The sequence below is a fragment of the Cellulomonas carbonis genome (assembly GCF_014636275.1).
Lineage (GTDB): Bacteria > Actinomycetota > Actinomycetes > Actinomycetales > Cellulomonadaceae > Actinotalea > Actinotalea carbonis.
The window spans coordinates 501,389-518,226 of record NZ_BMEB01000003.1 but is presented as its reverse complement, the minus strand read 5'-3'; the positions used below and the strand labels follow the sequence as shown (position 1 = coordinate 518,226).

Annotated in this window: 12 protein-coding genes; 5 read left to right on the top strand and 7 right to left on the bottom strand. The window is 75.2% G+C overall.

All coding sequences use genetic code 11. The features are described from left to right. Complete coding sequence (locus tag IEV86_RS12440; RefSeq protein ID WP_229734624.1) at positions 1–945, bottom strand: SURF1 family protein; 945 nt, start codon at positions 943–945, stop codon at positions 1–3. 269 nt (positions 946–1,214) lie between these two features. Here IEV86_RS12440 and IEV86_RS12435 point away from each other — a divergent pair, with 269 nt between their 5' ends. From IEV86_RS12435 to IEV86_RS12415, 5 genes are all read left to right on the top strand, one after another. Then, entirely contained in the window at positions 1,215–3,707 is a 2,493-nt protein-coding gene (locus tag IEV86_RS12435; protein ID WP_043608470.1) for a phosphoketolase family protein, read from the top strand. 88 nt (positions 3,708–3,795) lie between these two features. Next, positions 3,796–5,964 (top strand): phosphate acetyltransferase, encoded by a 2,169-nt coding sequence (gene pta / locus IEV86_RS12430; protein WP_043610103.1) that lies wholly within the window; start codon positions 3,796–3,798, stop codon positions 5,962–5,964. Further along, a complete protein-coding gene (locus tag IEV86_RS12425) occupies positions 5,961–7,151 on the top strand; it encodes an acetate/propionate family kinase (protein WP_043610100.1) in 1,191 nt (396 codons plus the stop codon). The genes pta and IEV86_RS12425 overlap by 4 nt, the downstream gene beginning before the upstream one ends. Positions 7,152–7,294: 143 nt before the next feature. Next, positions 7,295–9,085 carry a diguanylate cyclase gene (locus tag IEV86_RS12420; protein ID WP_188484682.1) on the top strand — a complete coding sequence of 597 codons (1,791 nt, stop codon included), beginning with the start codon at positions 7,295–7,297 and terminating at the stop codon, positions 9,083–9,085. Positions 9,086–9,176: 91 nt separating this feature from the next. Next, positions 9,177–10,811, top strand: coding sequence for a tetratricopeptide repeat-containing diguanylate cyclase (locus IEV86_RS12415; protein WP_188484681.1), 1,635 nt, complete (start codon positions 9,177–9,179; stop codon positions 10,809–10,811). 50 nt (positions 10,812–10,861) lie between these two features. Here the strand turns inward: IEV86_RS12415 and IEV86_RS12410 are convergent, their stop codons facing one another. The 6 genes from IEV86_RS12410 to IEV86_RS12385 all read right to left on the bottom strand — a co-directional run bounded on the left by IEV86_RS12410 (position 10,862) and on the right by IEV86_RS12385 (position 16,758). After that, positions 10,862–11,644, bottom strand: coding sequence for an ABC transporter permease (locus tag IEV86_RS12410; RefSeq protein ID WP_043610635.1), 783 nt, complete (start codon positions 11,642–11,644; stop codon positions 10,862–10,864). Next, the gene (locus tag IEV86_RS12405; RefSeq protein ID WP_188484680.1) at positions 11,641–12,423 is read right to left on the bottom strand and encodes an ABC transporter ATP-binding protein; all 783 of its coding nucleotides are present in this window, start codon (positions 12,421–12,423) and stop codon (positions 11,641–11,643) included. Before IEV86_RS12405 ends, IEV86_RS12410 begins: the two co-directional genes overlap by 4 nt. Next, positions 12,420–12,983 (bottom strand): TetR family transcriptional regulator, encoded by a 564-nt coding sequence (locus IEV86_RS12400; protein ID WP_043609318.1) that lies wholly within the window; start codon positions 12,981–12,983, stop codon positions 12,420–12,422. Before IEV86_RS12400 ends, IEV86_RS12405 begins: the two co-directional genes overlap by 4 nt. A gap of 79 nt (positions 12,984–13,062) precedes the next feature. After that, on the bottom strand, positions 13,063–14,676 hold the full coding sequence (locus tag IEV86_RS12395) for a succinic semialdehyde dehydrogenase (RefSeq protein WP_043609341.1): 1,614 nt from the start codon (positions 14,674–14,676) through the stop codon (positions 13,063–13,065). A 94-nt stretch (positions 14,677–14,770) separates the two neighbouring features. After that, positions 14,771–16,444, bottom strand: a complete 1,674-nt coding sequence (gene ptsP, locus IEV86_RS12390; RefSeq protein WP_052426504.1) for a phosphoenolpyruvate--protein phosphotransferase — start codon at positions 16,442–16,444, stop codon at positions 14,771–14,773. A gap of 14 nt (positions 16,445–16,458) precedes the next feature. Beyond that, the gene (locus tag IEV86_RS12385; RefSeq protein ID WP_043609323.1) at positions 16,459–16,758 is read right to left on the bottom strand and encodes an HPr family phosphocarrier protein; all 300 of its coding nucleotides are present in this window, start codon (positions 16,756–16,758) and stop codon (positions 16,459–16,461) included. Between the last annotated feature and the right edge of the window lie 80 nt (positions 16,759–16,838).

Below are 16,838 nucleotides of genomic sequence, written 5' to 3'. Positions count from 1 at the left end.
TCACACCGCGGGCGACCGGTCGGGGGCCGACGGCGAGCCGTCGTCGGCCCCGGTCGGCGAGGCGTGCACGTCAGGCCCACCGGGGGTGTGGTCCTCGCCGCCGTCGTGGGGACGGCGTCCGCCACCACCGGGCGCCTCCGCGACACGCGCCCCGTCGCGGTCGTCCTCGGCCTCCGCGGCCTCCTCCGCGAGCGCACGGACCTCGTCGCGCACGAGGCGCGACCACAGCAGCACGGCGAACCCGCCGAAGATCCACCACTGGACCGCGTACGCGAGGTTCTGGAGGTTCAGCCCCGCCCCGGGCACTGAGGGCGGCGGGAGCTTCCCGACGCCGGGACCCGGGTCCGCGGCCACGAGGTAGCCGCTGTAGATCGGGCCGCCCCAGCGGTTCACGAGCTCGCCCGGGCTGATCGCACCGATCCGCCCCTCGGGCTGCGGTCCGGGCTCCGACGCCTCCCCCGCCTGGAGGAAGCCGGTCATCGTGACCGGGCCCTCGGGCGCCGGCGGGGCGACCGGGTCCGCGACCCACCCGCGGACCACCGCGAGCACCCCTCCCTCGTCGACGCGGAACGCGTCGAGGACGAGGAAGCCGACGTCGTCGCCCCGTGCGCGACCGGGCACGAGGAGCGTCCGGCCCTCGAACCGACCGCTCACCTCGACCTTGCGGCCCACGAGCTCGCCCGCGAACGTCTGCTGCGGTGCGAGGACCTCGTCGAGCGGGTCACCGGGCGACGACTCGAGCTCCGCGGCGCGGACCGCGGCGTTCTGCTCGCTGCGCTCGACCGCTCGGTCGAGCTGCCACACGCCGAGGCGTCCGCAGACGGCCGCGACGCCGAGGAAGAGCAGGAGCAGGCCGACCATCCGCGGCGTGAGCGCGACGCGCCAGAAGCCGAGGCGCGGACGGCCGTCGGAGCCGACGGCGTGCCTGGTCTCGCGCGCGTCCACGCCGCCACGGTACCCCGCGCACCTCGGCGGGCCGTCGGTGGGCCGTCGGCCCGCCCGACCAGCGACGTCGTCGGCGATCCGCACCGTCGGAGTGCTGCGCCGCGTCGTCCGATGTGGTGGCATGGGCGTGACGTACGCCACCGCACGAGCACGACCCCGGCACGGGCCCCATGCGCGACCGGGTACAAACGTCCCATGTCTTGTCGGTGCCGCCCCGCAACGCTGGCACCGACGGCGGCACCGCCGCCTCCGGCCGCAGGAGGAAGCGCATGACAGAGGTCCTGGACAGCCGACAGAGCTGGTCCACGCGAGACGTGACGCCGCTCGACGACGCGACGCTGGCACGCGTCGACGCCTGGTGGCGCGCGGCCAACTACCTGTCGGTGGGTCAGATCTACCTGCTCGACAACCCGCTGCTCGCCGAGCCGCTGCACCGCGACCACGTCAAGCCGCGGCTGCTCGGCCACTGGGGCACGACCCCGGGCCTGAACTTCCTCTACGCGCACCTCAACCGCGCGATCATCGAGCGGTCGCAGTCCGCCCTGTACATCACCGGACCGGGCCACGGCGGGCCCGGCCTCGTCGCCAACGCGTACCTCGACGGCACCTACTCCGAGGTCTACACCGACGTCACGCAGGACAGCGAGGGCATGCGGAAGCTCTTCCGCCAGTTCTCCTTCCCCGGCGGCATCCCCAGCCACGTCGCACCCGAGACGCCCGGCTCGATCCACGAGGGCGGCGAGCTCGGCTACGCGCTGTCGCACGCCTACGGCGCCGCGTTCGACAACCCGGACCTGCTCGTGGCGGCCGTCGTCGGCGACGGCGAGGCCGAGACCGGACCCCTCGCCACGAGCTGGCACTCCAACAAGTTCGTCGACCCGCTCGCCGACGGCGTCGTGCTCCCGATCCTGCACCTCAACGGCTACAAGATCGCCAACCCCACGGTGCTCGCGCGGATTCCCGAGTCGGAGCTCCTGGAGCTCATGCGCGGCTACGGCCACACGCCGTACGTCGTCTCGGGCGGCTTCGACGGCGAGGACCCCGCGATCGTCCACCAGCGCATGGCGCAGGTGCTCGACGAGGTGCTCAACGAGATCGCCGAGATCAAGCAGGCGGCACGGGACGGGTCCCTCACCGAGCGTCCCCGCTGGCCCATGATCATCCTGCGGACCCCGAAGGGCTGGACGTGCCCGCCCGTCATCGACGGCAAGCAGGTCGAGGACTCGTGGCGCTCGCACCAGGTCCCTCTCGCGTCCGCGCGCGACACCGAGGAGCACCTCCACGTGCTCGAGGGGTGGCTGCGGTCGTACCGGCCCGAGGAGCTGTTCGACGCGACGGGACGCCTCGAGCCGGAGATCGCGCGCCTCGCCCCGGCCGGCGACCTCCGGATGAGCGCGACGCCGCACGCCAACGGCGGCCTCCTGCTGCGCGACCTGCGGCTGCCGGACTTCCGGGCGCACGCCGTCGACGTGCCCGCACCGGGCGCGACGATCGTCGAGGCGACGCGCGTGCTCGGGCAGTGGCTGCGGGACGTCGTCGAGGCGAACCCGAGCAACTTCCGCATCGTCGGCCCCGACGAGACCGCGTCGAACCGCCTCCAGGCGGTCTTCGAGGTCACCGACAAGCAGTGGGACGCCGAGATCATCCCCCGCGACGACAACCTCGCGCGGGCGGGTCGCGTGCTCGAGGTGCTCTCGGAGCACCAGTGCCAGGGCTGGCTCGAGGGCTACCTGCTCACCGGCCGGCACGGGGTGTTCAGCTGCTACGAGGCGTTCATCCACATCATCGACTCGATGTTCAACCAGCACGCCAAGTGGCTCAAGGTGACGCGGGAGATCCCGTGGCGGCGGCCCATCGCGTCGCTCAACTACCTCCTGACGTCGCACGTGTGGCGCCAGGACCACAACGGCTTCTCCCACCAGGACCCCGGCTTCATCGACCACGTGGTCAACAAGAAGGCCGAGATCGTCCGCGTGTACCTGCCGCCGGACGCCAACACGCTGCTGGTCACGTACGACCACGTGCTGCGCAGCCGGAACCTCGTCAACGTCGTCGTCGCGGGCAAGCAGCCCGGCCCGACGTTCCTCACGATGGACGAGGCCGTCGCGCACTGCGCACGCGGGCTCGGCATCTGGGAGTGGGCGGGCACCGAGGGCCGCGGCGAGGACCCCGACGTCGTCCTCGGCTGCGCGGGCGACGTCCCGACGCTCGAGGTGCTCGCAGCCGCGGACATCCTGCGGCGGCACCTGCCCGACCTCAACGTGCGCGTGGTCAACGTCGTCGACCTCATGCGACTGCAGGACGAGCGCGAGCACCCGCACGGGCTCAGCGACCGCGAGTTCGACACGCTCTTCACGCCCGACAAGCCGATCATCTTCGCGTACCACGGCTACCCGTGGCTGATCCACCGCCTCACCTACCGGCGCACGGGGCACGGCAACCTGCACGTGCGCGGGTACAAGGAGGAGGGCACGACGACGACGCCGTTCGACATGGTCATGCTCAACGACCTCGACCGGTACCGCCTCGTGATCGACGTCATCGACCGCGTCCCCCACCTCGGGACCCGCGCGGCCGAGCTGCGGCAGGACATGGTCGACGCGCGCCTGCGCGCACGGCAGTACACGCGCGACCACGGGGAGGACATCCCCGAGGTGCGCGACTGGGTCTGGCCCGACGCCGGGCAGACCGCGACGGAGGTCGGCGGCCCCCAGGCCGACCGCATCTCGGCCAGCGCCGCCACCGGTGGCGACAACGAGTGACGACGGAACTCACGTCGACGGCCGCCGCCGGGTGCGCGACCCGCACCCGGCGGCGGCCGACGGCTGAGCCCTGACGGAGGACGGACGCGTGGCACGAAGCATCTACATCACCTCGGCCGAGGGCGACACCGGCAAGTCGACGATCGCGCTGGGCGTGCTCGACCTGCTGTCCCGCTCGGTGCTCCGCGTCGGCGTGTTCCGCCCCGTCGCACGGTCGACCGACCAGGCCGACTACGTCCTCGAGCTGCTGCTCGCGCACGACGGCGTCGACCTGACCTACGACGACTGCGTGGGCGTCACGTACGAGGAGGTCCACGCGGACCCCGAGGCCGCGCTCTCCCGCATCGTCAACCGGTACCACGAGGTCGAGCGCAGCTGCGACGTCGTCGTGATCGTCGGGACGGACTACACCGACGTCGCCGGGCCCACCGAGCTGTCGTACAACGCGCGCATCGCCGCGAACCTCGGCGCCCCCGTGCTCGCCGTCGTCCGGGCCGCGGGCCGACGCCCCGAGGACGTGCGCCAGGTCGCCGACGTCATGGTCGGTGAGCTGCGCGCGAACCACGCCGAGGTCATCGGCGTCGTCGCGAACCGCTGCGAGCCCGCCCAGCTGGTCCAGGTCAAGCACGCGCTCGGCGGCGACCTGCCCGCGTGGGCCCTCCCCGACGACCAGCTGCTCTCCGCGCCGACGGTCCGCGCCCTGATGGAGGCCGTCGGCGGACGGCTCGAGGCCGGCGACGAGGAGCTGCTCTCGCGTGAGGCGCTCGACCTGCTGGTCGGCGCGATGTCGGTCGAGCACCTCCTCGAGAAGCTCACCGACGGCGCCGTCATCATCACGCCGGGCGACCGGTCCGACGTCCTGCTGGGCCTGCTCATGGCGCACGCGGCCGAGGGCTTCCCGTCGCTCGCGGGCATCATCCTCAACGGCGGGTTCTACCCGCCGTCGGTCATCGCGCGGCTCGTCAACGGGCTGGGTCAGCGGCTCCCGATCATCCGGACCGAGCTGGGGACCTTCCGCAGCGCCAACGCGGCGGCCGGGACGCGCGGGCGGCTCACCGCCGACTCGCAGCGCAAGGTCGACACGGCGCTCGCGCTGTTCGAGCGGCACGTCGACGGCGAGACGCTCCTCGCGCGGCTCGACGTCGCGCGCCCGTCCGTCGTCACGCCCCTCATGTTCGAGTACCAGCTCCTGGACCGGGCGCGCAGCGACCGCAAGCACATCGTCCTGCCCGAGGGGAACGACGACCGCATCCTGCGGGCCGCGAGCACGCTGCTCCAGCGGCAGGTCGCGCGCCTGACGATCCTCGGCAACGAGGCCGCGATCCGAGCCCGCGCGACCGAGCTCGGCCTCGACATCAGCGCGGCGACGATCGTCGACCCCAAGGAGGGCGAGCTCGCGGAGCGGTTCGCGCACGAGTACGCGGAGCTGCGCAAGCACAAGGGGATGACGGTCGAGCGCGCGCGCGAGATCGTCTCCTCGGTGTCGTACTTCGGCACCCTCATGGTCCAGCTCGGCCTCGCCGACGGCATGGTCTCGGGCGCCGTCCACACGACCGCGCACACCATCAAGCCCGCGTTCGAGATCATCAAGACGGTGCCCGGCACGTCGATCGTCTCGAGCGTCTTCCTCATGGGCCTCGAGGACCGCGTGCTCGTCTACGGCGACGCGGCCGTCAACCCCGACCCGACCGCCGAGCAGCTCGCCGACATCGCGATCTCGTCCGCCCAGACCGCGGCGCAGTTCGGCATCGAGCCGCGCATCGCGATGCTCTCGTACTCGACGGGCGAGTCCGGCACCGGCCCCGACGTCGAGAAGGTCCGCGCCGCGACCGCGCTCGTGCGCGAGCGGCGCCCCGACCTCGACGTCGAGGGGCCGATCCAGTACGACGCCGCCGTCGACGCGTCCGTCGCGAAGACGAAGATGCCCGACTCCACCGTGGCGGGCCGGGCGACGGTGTTCATCTTCCCGGACCTCAACACGGGCAACAACACCTACAAGGCCGTCCAGCGCTCGGCCGGCGCCGTCGCGATCGGCCCCGTGCTGCAGGGCCTGCGCAAGCCCGTGAACGACCTGTCGCGCGGCGCGCTCGTGCAGGACATCGTCAACACGGTCGCGATCACGGCCATCCAGGCGCAGGCGCTCGCCGCCGCGACGGCCGCTGACGCGGCCACGGCAGCGGGCGACGGCCCGGCCACGGCACCCGCCGACGTCGACAGCCCGACCCCGACCACCGCCCCCGAAGGAGCCGCCCGGTGAAGCACGTCCTCGTCCTCAACTCCGGATCGTCGTCGATCAAGTACCAGCTGGTCGAGGCGACCACGGGCGAGGCGTCCGCCGTCGGGCTCGTGGAGCGCATCGGCGAGGCCGAGGGCTCGCTGCGCCACGAGGGGCCGGGGGGCCGCACCGAGCGCACGCAGCCGATCCCGGACCACACGGCCGGCGTGCAGGCCGTCCTCGACCTGTTCCGCGAGGTCGGTCCGTCGCTCGACGAGCTGCGCCCGGTCGCCGTCGGGCACCGCGTCGTGCAGGGCGGCGACCGCTTCACGGCGCCGACGCTCGTCGACGACGAGGTCGAGGCGGCGATCGACGCGCTCTCGCCGCTCGCCCCGCTGCACAACCCGCCGAATGTCGCCGGCATCCGCGCCGCCCGCGCCGCGTTCCCCGACCTGCCGCACGTCGCGATCTTCGACACCGCGTTCCACAGCACCCTGCCGCCCGAGGCGTACACGTACGCGATCGACCGGGAGGTCGCGCGCGAGCACGGCGTGCGCCGCTACGGCTTCCACGGGACGTCGCACGCGTACGTCTCTCGCCGCGCCGCGGCACTGCTGGGCAAGGAGCCCGAGGACGTCAACGTCATCGTCGCCCACCTGGGCAACGGCGCGTCGATCACCGCGGTCGCGGGGGGCCGGTCGGTCGAGACGTCGATGGGCCTCACCCCGCTCGAGGGCCTCGTCATGGGCACGCGGTCCGGGGACATCGACCCGGCGGTGATCTTCCACCTCCAGCGGGTCGCGGGCATGAGCACCGACGACATCGACACGCTCCTCAACCGCCGCTCGGGCCTGCTCGGGCTCGCGGGCGTCAACGACCTGCGCGACCTCCACGCCGCGATCGAGGCGGGCGACGACGACGCGGCGCTCGCGCTCGAGGTCTACTGCCACCGGCTGCGGCACTACGTCGGCGCGTACTACGCGCAGCTCGGCCGCGTCGACGCCGTCGTGTTCACCGCGGGGGTCGGGGAGAACGACGACGTCGTGCGGCTCGAGGCGCTCAGCGGGCTCGAGCGGCTCGGCATCGTCGTCGACCCCGAGCGCAACGCGGGCCGGAAGAAGACCGAGACGGTCATCTCCCCCGACGGCGCCGAGGTCACCGTGATGGTGATCCCCACCAACGAGGAGCTCGAGATCGCCCGGCAGGCCGTCGCGGTCGCCGAGGGCTGAGTCCCGATGCCGACCCGGTTCTGCTCAGGGCCCCTGGCCGGGCCCTGAGCAGGGCCGGAGGGCCACCCGGCGACGGGTCACCCGTCCGGTTGGCCTCGCGCGTACCCGCTCAGGGGAGCGCTCCCCCTGCCGATAGGACCCGCATGACACCTGTCCGTCGCCCGGTCAGCACCGACGCTGCCGGTGACGAGGCGCGCGACGTCGCCCCCGCCGTCCTGCCCTCCCCTGCACGACCCGCGCCGGCCGAGGCGTCCGTCGTCGCACCGGGGGCACCCACCGAGCCGCGGGTCGTCGCACCGGGGGCACCGACCGAGACCCCCGAGGACGAGCTCGCGCGGCTCGTCGACCTCGTCGAGCGGGCCGCGGACGGACGCCCGGGCGACGTGCTCCCGCACGCCGAGCGCGCGCTCGCCCTCGCGCAGCGGCTGGGCGACCGGCTCGCGGAGGTCCGGATCACGTACTTCATCGGCTACGCGCACCGGCTCCTGTCGCGCGACGTCGAGGCGCTCAGCGCGATGGAGCGCTCGCTCGCGCTCGCCCAGGAGATCGGCGACCGCGTCTGGGAGGCCAGCGCGATCTGCGGCCTCGGGACCGTGCACGCCGGCTTCGGCGACTTCGAGTCCGCCATCGAGCTCCAGGAGCGCTCGCTCGCGATCCGCCAGGAGATCGAGGACCAGTTCGGCGTCGCGGTGTCGCTCAACAACCTGGGGCTGTCGCTCCTGGAGGTCGGCCTGTTCCCCGACCGGGCGCGCGAGCTGCTCGACGAGTCGCGGCGCGTGTTCGCCTCGACCGGGCACCGCCACTGCCAGGCCGACAGCCTGCTGCACCTCGCCACGCTCGACCTCGCCGAGGCCGACCAGGTCGCGCCGTCGGACCCCGAGCTCGCGCACGCCCTCGCGGCGGCCGCGGTGCGCAGCGCCGAGCAGGCCGTCGACCACGCCCGGTCGGGTGAGCCGAACCCGCGGCTGCTCGCCGAGAGCCTCGTGCGCCTGGCCGGGGCGCTCCTCGCGTGCGGCCGCCTCGACGACGCCGACACGCACCTGCGCGAGGCCGCGGCCGTCGCGGACGGGCTCGAGGTCCCGCAGGTCGCGCTGCACGTCGTCCTCACGCGCGGCCGCCTCCACCGCCTGCGGGGCGAGCTCGACCTGGCGGTCGCGGAGCTCGTCGCCGGGCTCGCGGCGGCCGACACGCTCGTGCGGGGCTCGGAGCGCGTGCGCCTGCTGGGCGAGCTCGTCGTCGCCCACGAGATGCGCGGCGACCTCGCGTCGGCGCTGGCGGCGCACCGGGAGCTGCTGACGGCGACGCTCGCGCACCGCGACGAGTCCGCCGAGCGACGTGCCCGCGCCCTGAACGCCCAGCGCGACCTCGAACGCGCCGAGCTCACCGCCGAGATGGAACGCCTCAAGGCCGAGCAGCTCGAGCTCGCCAACCGCGTCCTGGCCCACGAGGCCGCCCACGACCCCCTGACCGGCCTGGCCAACCGCCGCAGCTTCGACCAGGCCATCAAGGCCCGCACCGCCGCCCCCGACGCCCGCCTCACCTGCCTCATCGGCGACCTGGACCACTTCAAGCACGTCAACGACCGCTACTCCCACCTCGTCGGCGACGAGGTCCTGCGCCAGGTCGCCCAGGTCGTCTCCGCCGCCGTCCGCGGCACCGACCTCGTCGCCCGCTTCGGCGGGGAGGAGATCGCCGTCCTGCTCGCCGACTCCGACGACCCCGACACCACCACCCGCGTGTGCACCCGCATCCGCGACAGCCTCGCCGCCCACCCCTGGGACGACATCGCCCCCGGCCTGCGCGTCACCATCAGCATCGGCGCCGCCACCCGCCGACCCGGCGAACCCGCCGACTCCGTCCTGGCCCGCGCCGACCACCTCATGTACCAGGCCAAGACCACCGGACGAGACCGCGCCGTCCTCGACGAGCCGTGACGGGCCGCTCGGAGGGAGCGTCGTCCCCACGCCCGCGACCTCCGCGGGACGCGGCCCTCAGGCGCGGTGTCGACCGGTCGATGGGACGGACATGACGACGACGTGCGGACGTGCGTGCGGTGGCACCGTCGAGGCGGTCGAGCGTCTCGCGCACCTCGCCGACGCCGCACCGGCCGTGTGCGTCGCGGAGGGGACCGTCGTCCTCGACGACGCGCGCGCCGCGGGCGACCTGCGGACCGAGATGTGCGCGAGCTTCCACGTGGGCCTCGCGCACCACCTGCTCGCGCAGGACACCGAGGCGCTCGCCGCGATGGAGCGCGCGCAGGCGCTCGCGCACGAGCTGGGCGACCGCGTGTGCGCAGCGCGGACCCTCGGCGGGCTCGGCGCGGTCTACGCGGGCTTCGGCGACGACGAGGCCGCGATGGAGCTGCTCGAGCAGTCGCTCGCCGCGTGCCGCGAGGTCGACGACGAGCCCGGCGTCGCGTTCGCGCTGCACCAGCTCGGCGTGCGGTTCCAGGAGATGGGTCTGTTCCCCGACCGGGCCCGCGAGCTGCTGCACGAGGCGTGCGCGGGGTTCGCTCGGCTCGGCGACCAGTTCGGCCTGTCGGCGGGGCTGTCCCGTCTGGCACTGCTCGACGTCGCCGAGAGCGAGGCCCTCGTCGACACGGACCCCGAGCTCGCGCTCAGCCTCGCCGAGGCCGCCACGCAGACGGCCGCCCGCGCGGTCGAGCACGCGTGCGCCGACGGCGGCAGCTCGCGGCTGCTCGGCGAGAGCCTGGTCCACCAGGCCCGCGCGCTCATGGCCGGCGACCGGCTCGCCGAGGCGCAGGAGTGCATCACGGAGGCGGCCGAGCACCACGAGGCGGCACGCACGACGTCGCTCCACCTGCACCTGACGGTCGCCAAGGCGCGTCTGGCGCGGCTGCTGGGCGACTGGGACACCGCGATCGCCGAGCTGACCCGCGGCATCGACGCGACGCACGCCCTGCTGCGCGCCCAGGAGCGCGTCGAGCTGCTCGCCGAGCTCGTGACGGTCCACGAGGACCGGGGTGACGCGGTCTCGGCGCTGGCGGCGCACCGGGAGCTGCTGACGGCGACGCTCGCGCACCGCGACGAGTCCGCCGAGCGACGCGCCCGCGCCCTGAACGCCCAGCGCGACCTCGAACGCGCCGAGCTCACCGCCGAGATGGAACGCCTCAAGGCCGAGCAGCTCGAGCTCGCCAACCGCGTCCTGGCCCACGAGGCCGCCCACGACCCCCTGACCGGCCTGGCCAACCGCCGCAGCTTCGACCAGGCCATCAAGGCCCGCACCGCCGCCCCCGACGCCCGCCTCACCTGCCTCATCGGCGACCTGGACCACTTCAAGCACGTCAACGACCGCTACTCCCACCTCGTCGGCGACGAGGTCCTGCGCCAGGTCGCCCAGGTCGTCTCCGCCGCCGTCCGCGGCACCGACCTCGTCGCCCGCTTCGGCGGGGAGGAGATCGCCGTCCTGCTCGCCGACTCCGACGACCCCGACACCACCACCCGCGTGTGCACCCGCATCCGCGACAGCCTCGCCGCCCACCCCTGGGACGACATCGCCCCCGGCCTGCGCGTCACCATCAGCATCGGCGCCGCCACCCGCCGACCCGGCGAACCCGCCGACTCCGTCCTGGCCCGCGCCGACCACCTCATGTACCAGGCCAAGACCACCGGACGAGACCGCGCCGTCCTCGACACCTGACGCGGGGACGGCGCGGGGACGCCGGCCGAGACACGTCCCCGGCGCCGGCCCTAGCCGAGCTCGGCGCGCCCCCACCACCACGCCGTCGCGAGGACGCCGAGGCCGCCGACGACGGGGCCGAGCGCGAGGTGGACCGGCTGGACCGCGGCTGCGGCCGCCGCGCCGCCCATGCCCGCCCACAGCCCCGGCGCCGCCCAGGGGAACCACGCGCCCGCGCCCGCCACCGTCGCGACCTGCGTCACGACGACGACGCCGAGCAGCGCACCGACGCCCGCGAGGTAGCCCTTGCGGACGCTCGCGACGAGCGCGACCGGGAGCGCGAGCACCGCGGCGAGCGAACCGACCGCGGTCGTCCGCAGCGCGGCGCCGAGGGCTGCGCCGTCGGGAGGGCCGAGCCCCGTCGCGACACCGACCGGCACGGCGAGCGCGACCGCGAGCACGACCGCCCCGACCGAGCCGAGGAGCACCGCGCCGAGCTTCGCGAGCACGACCGTCCGCGGCGACGTGGGCGTCGCGAGCAGGCCGGTCACCGTGCCGTCGGTGAACTCCCGTCCCACGGTCCAGGCGACGACGACGCCCGCGGCCAGGAGCACCGCGACGGACAGGACCTGGGCGAGCATCCCGAGGTAGGCGACCCACCCCGTCCCCTGCAGCATCGGCCGCACCTTGAGCGCCATCTGGCTGTCCCCGTCGCCGAGCGCGACCGCCGTGAACGCCGCACTCAGGGCGACCGTGCCGAGCACCACGACGAGTGCCGCGGTCCGGGCGGCACCCGAGCGCCGGAGCACGAGCGTCTCGACCTCCCACGCGGCGACGAACGACGAGCCGCTCACGGCCGGACCTCCTCGACGAGCGCGTCAGGGCCGTCGGGCGCGTCCGTCGGGTCGAGCCCGTCGGCGCGCGCGACGACGGCGAACAGCCGGCGCTCGAGGTCGGTCCCGCCCGGCGGCAGCGTGCCGGCGACCCGGCCGCGGTGCAGCACGGTGATCCGGTCGGCGATCCGCGCGACCTCGTCGAGGTGGTGGCTCGAGACCAGCACGCCCGCCCCGGCGGACCGCGTCACGCGCAGCCACCGCCGCACGAGGAGGACGCCCGCGGGGTCCAGCGCGGTGGTGGGCTCGTCGAGGACGAGGAGCCTCGGCCGGTGCACGCTCGCGCACGCGAGCCCGAGCCGCTGACGGTTGCCCTGCGAGAGCGTCCCGGTGCGCCGTCGCGCCCAGGGCGCGAGGCCCAGCGCCTCGACGGCCATCTCTGCGGCGGCCCGCGCCTCGGCGCGCCCGAGCCCGCGCAGCCGGGCCGCGGCGACCACCGCCTCCGTCACGGTGAGCTCGGGGTAGGCGAACGGGGCCTCGACGAGGTGGCCGACGCCGCGCCAGGTCTCCGCGGGCGCACGCCACGCCGCAACGGGGCCGGACCCGCTCGAGACGGTGGCCGTCCCGCGGTCGGGCGCCAGCATCCCGAGCGCGAGCCGCATCACGGTGCTCTTGCCCGCGCCGTTGAGGCCGACGAGCGCGTGCACCTCGCGCTCCCGGACGTCGAGGTCGAGGTCGTCGACGGCGACGAGGTCGCCGAACGCGCGGCGGACGCCGGCGAGGCGCAGCAGGACGCTCATGCGCGCGCCGCCGACCCGAGCCCGAGCGGCGCGAGCGCGTCCCGGACGAGGTCCCCGAGGGGCCGGTCGTCGTCGCCGCCGCCCCACAGCAGGAGCGCCTCCATGAGCGCCCCGAGGCACGCTCCCGCCGCGACGCGCGCCTCGAGCAGCGTGACGCCGTCGTCGACGAGCGCCTGCGTGACCAGGTCGGCCGTCCGTCGGTTGTTCTGCCACGCGCGCGCCATCAGCCCGGTGTGGCCCGCGACGAGCCGTACGCGGTCGCGCGTCTCGCCGGTCGCGGGCTCGGGCAGCGCCGACCACGCCGCGAGGAGGGCACGCCGCACGCGTTCGAGTGGGGGCAGGCCCGGGTCCTGCGCGAGCACGGCGTCGGCGATGACCTCGTCGTAGGGGTCGTCGAGGACGACGTCCTCCTTGGTGCGGAAGTGCCGGAAGAACGTCATGTGGGACACGCCCGCCGCGGCCGCCACCTGCTCGACCGTCGTCGCGTCGAAGCCGCGCTCGGTGAAGAGCGTCAGCGCTGCCGCCTGGAGGCGCTCGCGCGTCGCCCGTGCTCGGTCCATGGCTGCATGTTAGTCACTAACACGACCGCCGCGACAGGCCTGTCGGCCGCCGTCCCCGACCGGCACGCTCAGCGCGGCCTCAGAGGCCGATCCGGTGCCTCACGCGCAGCGCCTGCGTGAACAGCTCTGTCCAGCGCTCGCCGGGCATCGCGAGCAGCCTGCCCAGGCCGAGGCCGTGGTGGGTCCCGTGCTGCACGGCGACCGTCTGGGTCCAGGTCGTCGCCAGGAGCCCCTCCCGCCCGTGCCGCCGGCCGGACCCCGAGTCCTTGACGCCGCCGATGGGGGCCGCCGTCGACCCCCAGGCCGCCATGTAGCCCTCGTTGACCGCGACGATCCCGCACCGCACGCGCTCCGCGACGCGCCGCCCGCGACGCACGTCGCGCGACCACACGCTCGCGGCGAGCCCGAACGGCGTCGCGTCGACGAGCCGCACGGCGGCGTCGTCGTCGGCGACCCGGTGCACCGTGACCACGGGCCCGAACGTCTCCTCCGTCGCCACGAGGGCGCCGTCCGGGACGCGGTCGAGGACGGTCGGCTCGTAGAACAGCGGTCCGACGTCGGTGCGGTGGACGCCCCCGGTCAGGACGGTCGCGCCGCGCCCGACGGCGTCGTGCACGTGACGCTCGACGCGCTCGAGCTGCGCCGCGGAGGTGAGCGAGCCGACATCGGCCGAGTAGTCCAGCGCGGCGCCGAGCCGCAGAGCGCGCACGCGCCGGACGAAGGCCGCGAGGAACGCGTCGGCGACCGCCTCGTGCAGGACGAGGCGCTCGATCGAGACGCACAGCTGCCCGGTGCCCGCGAAGCACGACCGGACGGCGCCCTCGGCCGCGACCTCGACGTCCACGTCGTCGGTCACGTAGAGCGCGTTCTTGCCGCCGAGCTCGAGCGACGCGCCGACGAGCCGGCCCGCGGCCCGCTGCGCGACCACGCGCCCGGTCGGCGTCGAGCCGGTGAACAGCACGTGGTCCACGTGGTCGACGAGCGCCGAGCCCACCGTGGGCCCGTCGCCCGTGACCACCTGGACGAGGCCGTCGGGCAGCCCGGCGTCGGTGAGCAGCGCGGCGGCCCACAGGGCCGTCAACGACGTCTGCGGGTCGGGCTTGACGACGACCGCGTTGCCCGCGACCAGCGCGGGGAGCGCGTCGCCGAGCACCAGCGTGAGCGGGTAGTTCCACGGCGCGACGACACCCACGACCCCGACGGGGCGGTGGTGCACGACGGTGCGCGTGAGGCCGGGGAGGAGGCCCGGGACGCGCCGCGGAGCGAGGTGGCGCCCGGCCCGGCGCGCGTAGTGGCTCGCCACGAGCGCGACGTCGGCGACCTCCTCGTACGCACCGACGCGCGCCTTGCCGTTCTCGAGCTGGACGAGGTCGATGACCTCCGACCGCCGGGCCAGCACCAGGTCGTGCACCCGGGCGAGCACCCGCGCGCGGTCCCGGACGGGGACCTGCTCCCACGCGCGCTGCGCGGCCCGCGCGCGCTCGACCGCCGCCGCGACGTCCGCGGGCGTCGACAGCGGCAGCTCGGCGAGCGGCGCGCCCGTCAGCGGGCTCCGCACGGTCACCGACCGTGCCGCATCGCGACCGTCCCCGGCCGCGACGACGCGTGCCGTGAGCCGGCGCACGTCCTGCGGGTCGAGCGCCCAGGTGGCCGCGGGGTCCGTCTCGGGGTCCAGCACGTCGCTGTGGCTCATGCCCGCCAGGCTACGACCGGCCACCGACAGCACCCCCGCGACCACCCGTGAGGGCGGTGGCGGAGGTGCGGTCGGGCCTGCAGTCAGAGGCCGCTCAGCCGAGCGCGAGCACCTCGCGCACGTCGGCGTCCGCGAGCGCGAGGCACGCCGCACGCGCGTCGACCGCGGTCCGTGCGGAACGGGCCGCGGCGGCCATCTCGCGGCAGCGCTCGAGCGTGTGCCGACCGAGCGCGAACCGCACGCCCGGGACGGCCGACGGCGCCATCGACAGGCTCGTCACGCCGAGCCCGACCAGCACGAGGGCGAGCAGCGGGTCCGACGCGGACTCGCCGCACACCCCGACCGGACGGTCGGCCGCACGGCCGCCGTCCGCCGTGAGGGCGACCAGGTCGAGCACGGCCGGCTGCCACGGGTCCAGCAGGTCGGCGAGCTCGCCGCGCAGGCGGTCCGTCGCCATCGTGTACTGCGCGAGGTCGTTGGTCCCGAGCGACACGAAGTCGACCTCGGCGAGGACGTCGCGCGCGCGCAGGGCGACCGCGGGCACCTCGACCATGACGCCGACCGTCCGGACGCCCGCCTCGCGCGCGAGCTCGGCGAACCGCCGCGCCTCGTCGGCCGTCGCGACCATGGGGGCCATGACCCACGGGTCGGTGCCCGTCTGCTCGGCGGCACGCGCGACGGCGCGCAGCTGGGTGCGCAGCAGCTCCTCGGCCACGCGGACCAGGCGGTACCCGCGCACGCCGAGCGCGGGGTTCTCCTCGCCCGGCTGGGTGACGAACGGCAGCGGCTTGTCGGCCCCCGCGTCGAGCGTCCGCAGCACGACCTTGCGGCGCCCGAGCGCGGTGAGCACGCGCGCGTACGTCGCGACCTGCTCGTCCTCGGTGGGTGCCGCGTCGCGGCCGAGGAACAGCACCTCGGTGCGGAACAGGCCCACCCCCTCGACGGCGGCGTCGACGAGCCGCTCGGCGTCCTCCGCGGTGCCGATGTTGGCGAGCAGCGCGACGTCGTGCCCGTCGGCCGTGCGACCCGGCGCGGTGTCCTCACCGAGCTGCGCGAGCGCGACGCGCCGCGACTCGACGGCGGCGCGCACGGCGTCGTCGGGGTCGACCGTGAGGACGCCGGCCGCGGCGTCGACCGCGACCTCGGTGCCCTCCGGCAGGTCCGTCGCACCGCGCACCTGCACGACGCACGGGATGCCGAGCTGGCCCGCGATGATCGCCGTGTGGCCGGTCGGCCCGCCACGCTCCGTCACGAGCGCGAGCGTCAGCGCCAGGTCCAGGCCCGCGGTGTCGGCGGGTGCCAGGTCGTCGGCGACGACGACCGACGCGCGCTCGAGCACCGGCACCCCCGGAGCGGGTCTGCCCAGCGCGTGCGCGGCGACGCGGTCGCGCACGCTGCGCAGGTCCGTGACGCGCTCGGCGAGGTAGCCGCCGGCCTGCTCGAACATCGCCGCGAACCCGTCGACCACCGCGTCCAGCGCGGCGACGGCGGGCTCTCCCGCGTCGACCCGGGCGAGCGTCTGGGCCCGCAGGGCCGGGTCCGCCGCCATCTGGGCGGTCGCCCCGAGCACCTCGGCGAGGGTGCCCCGCGCGGCGGCCGCCTGCTCGCCGAGCCGGGCCGCGACCGCGTCGAACGCCTCGGCCATGACCCGGTGCGCGTCCGCGGCGTCGGCCCCGACCTGCTCCTGCGGGTCGATCTCGGGGGCCCCGTGGACCTGGACCACGGGACCGACGACGGCGCCGCGGCCCACCCCGGTCCCGTGCAGCACGCCGGCCACGGTCGTCACGCCCCCGCGCCGGCGGGCGGCGGCGCGTCCTCGCTGTCGAGGTCGGTCGCGAGGACGGCGACGAGGTCGTCGAGGGCGGCCTCCGCCCCGTCGCCGTCGGCCTCGAGCACGACGTCCTCGCCGTGCGGCACGCCGAGCGTCATGACCATGAGCACGCTCGCGGCGTCGACGGGGGCGCCGCCGGGCCGCGCGATGGTCACGGGGACGCCGGCCGCGGCGGCTCGCTGGGCGAAGATCGCGGCCGGACGGGCGTGCAGCCCGACCTTCGACGCGACGGTGACGGTGCGCTGTGCCATGGGTGGCCCTCCCGGGTCGTGGTGTGCGGGTGTGGCGTGGTGTGACGGGGTGAGTCGGGTGAGGCGGGTGCTGCTGCGGT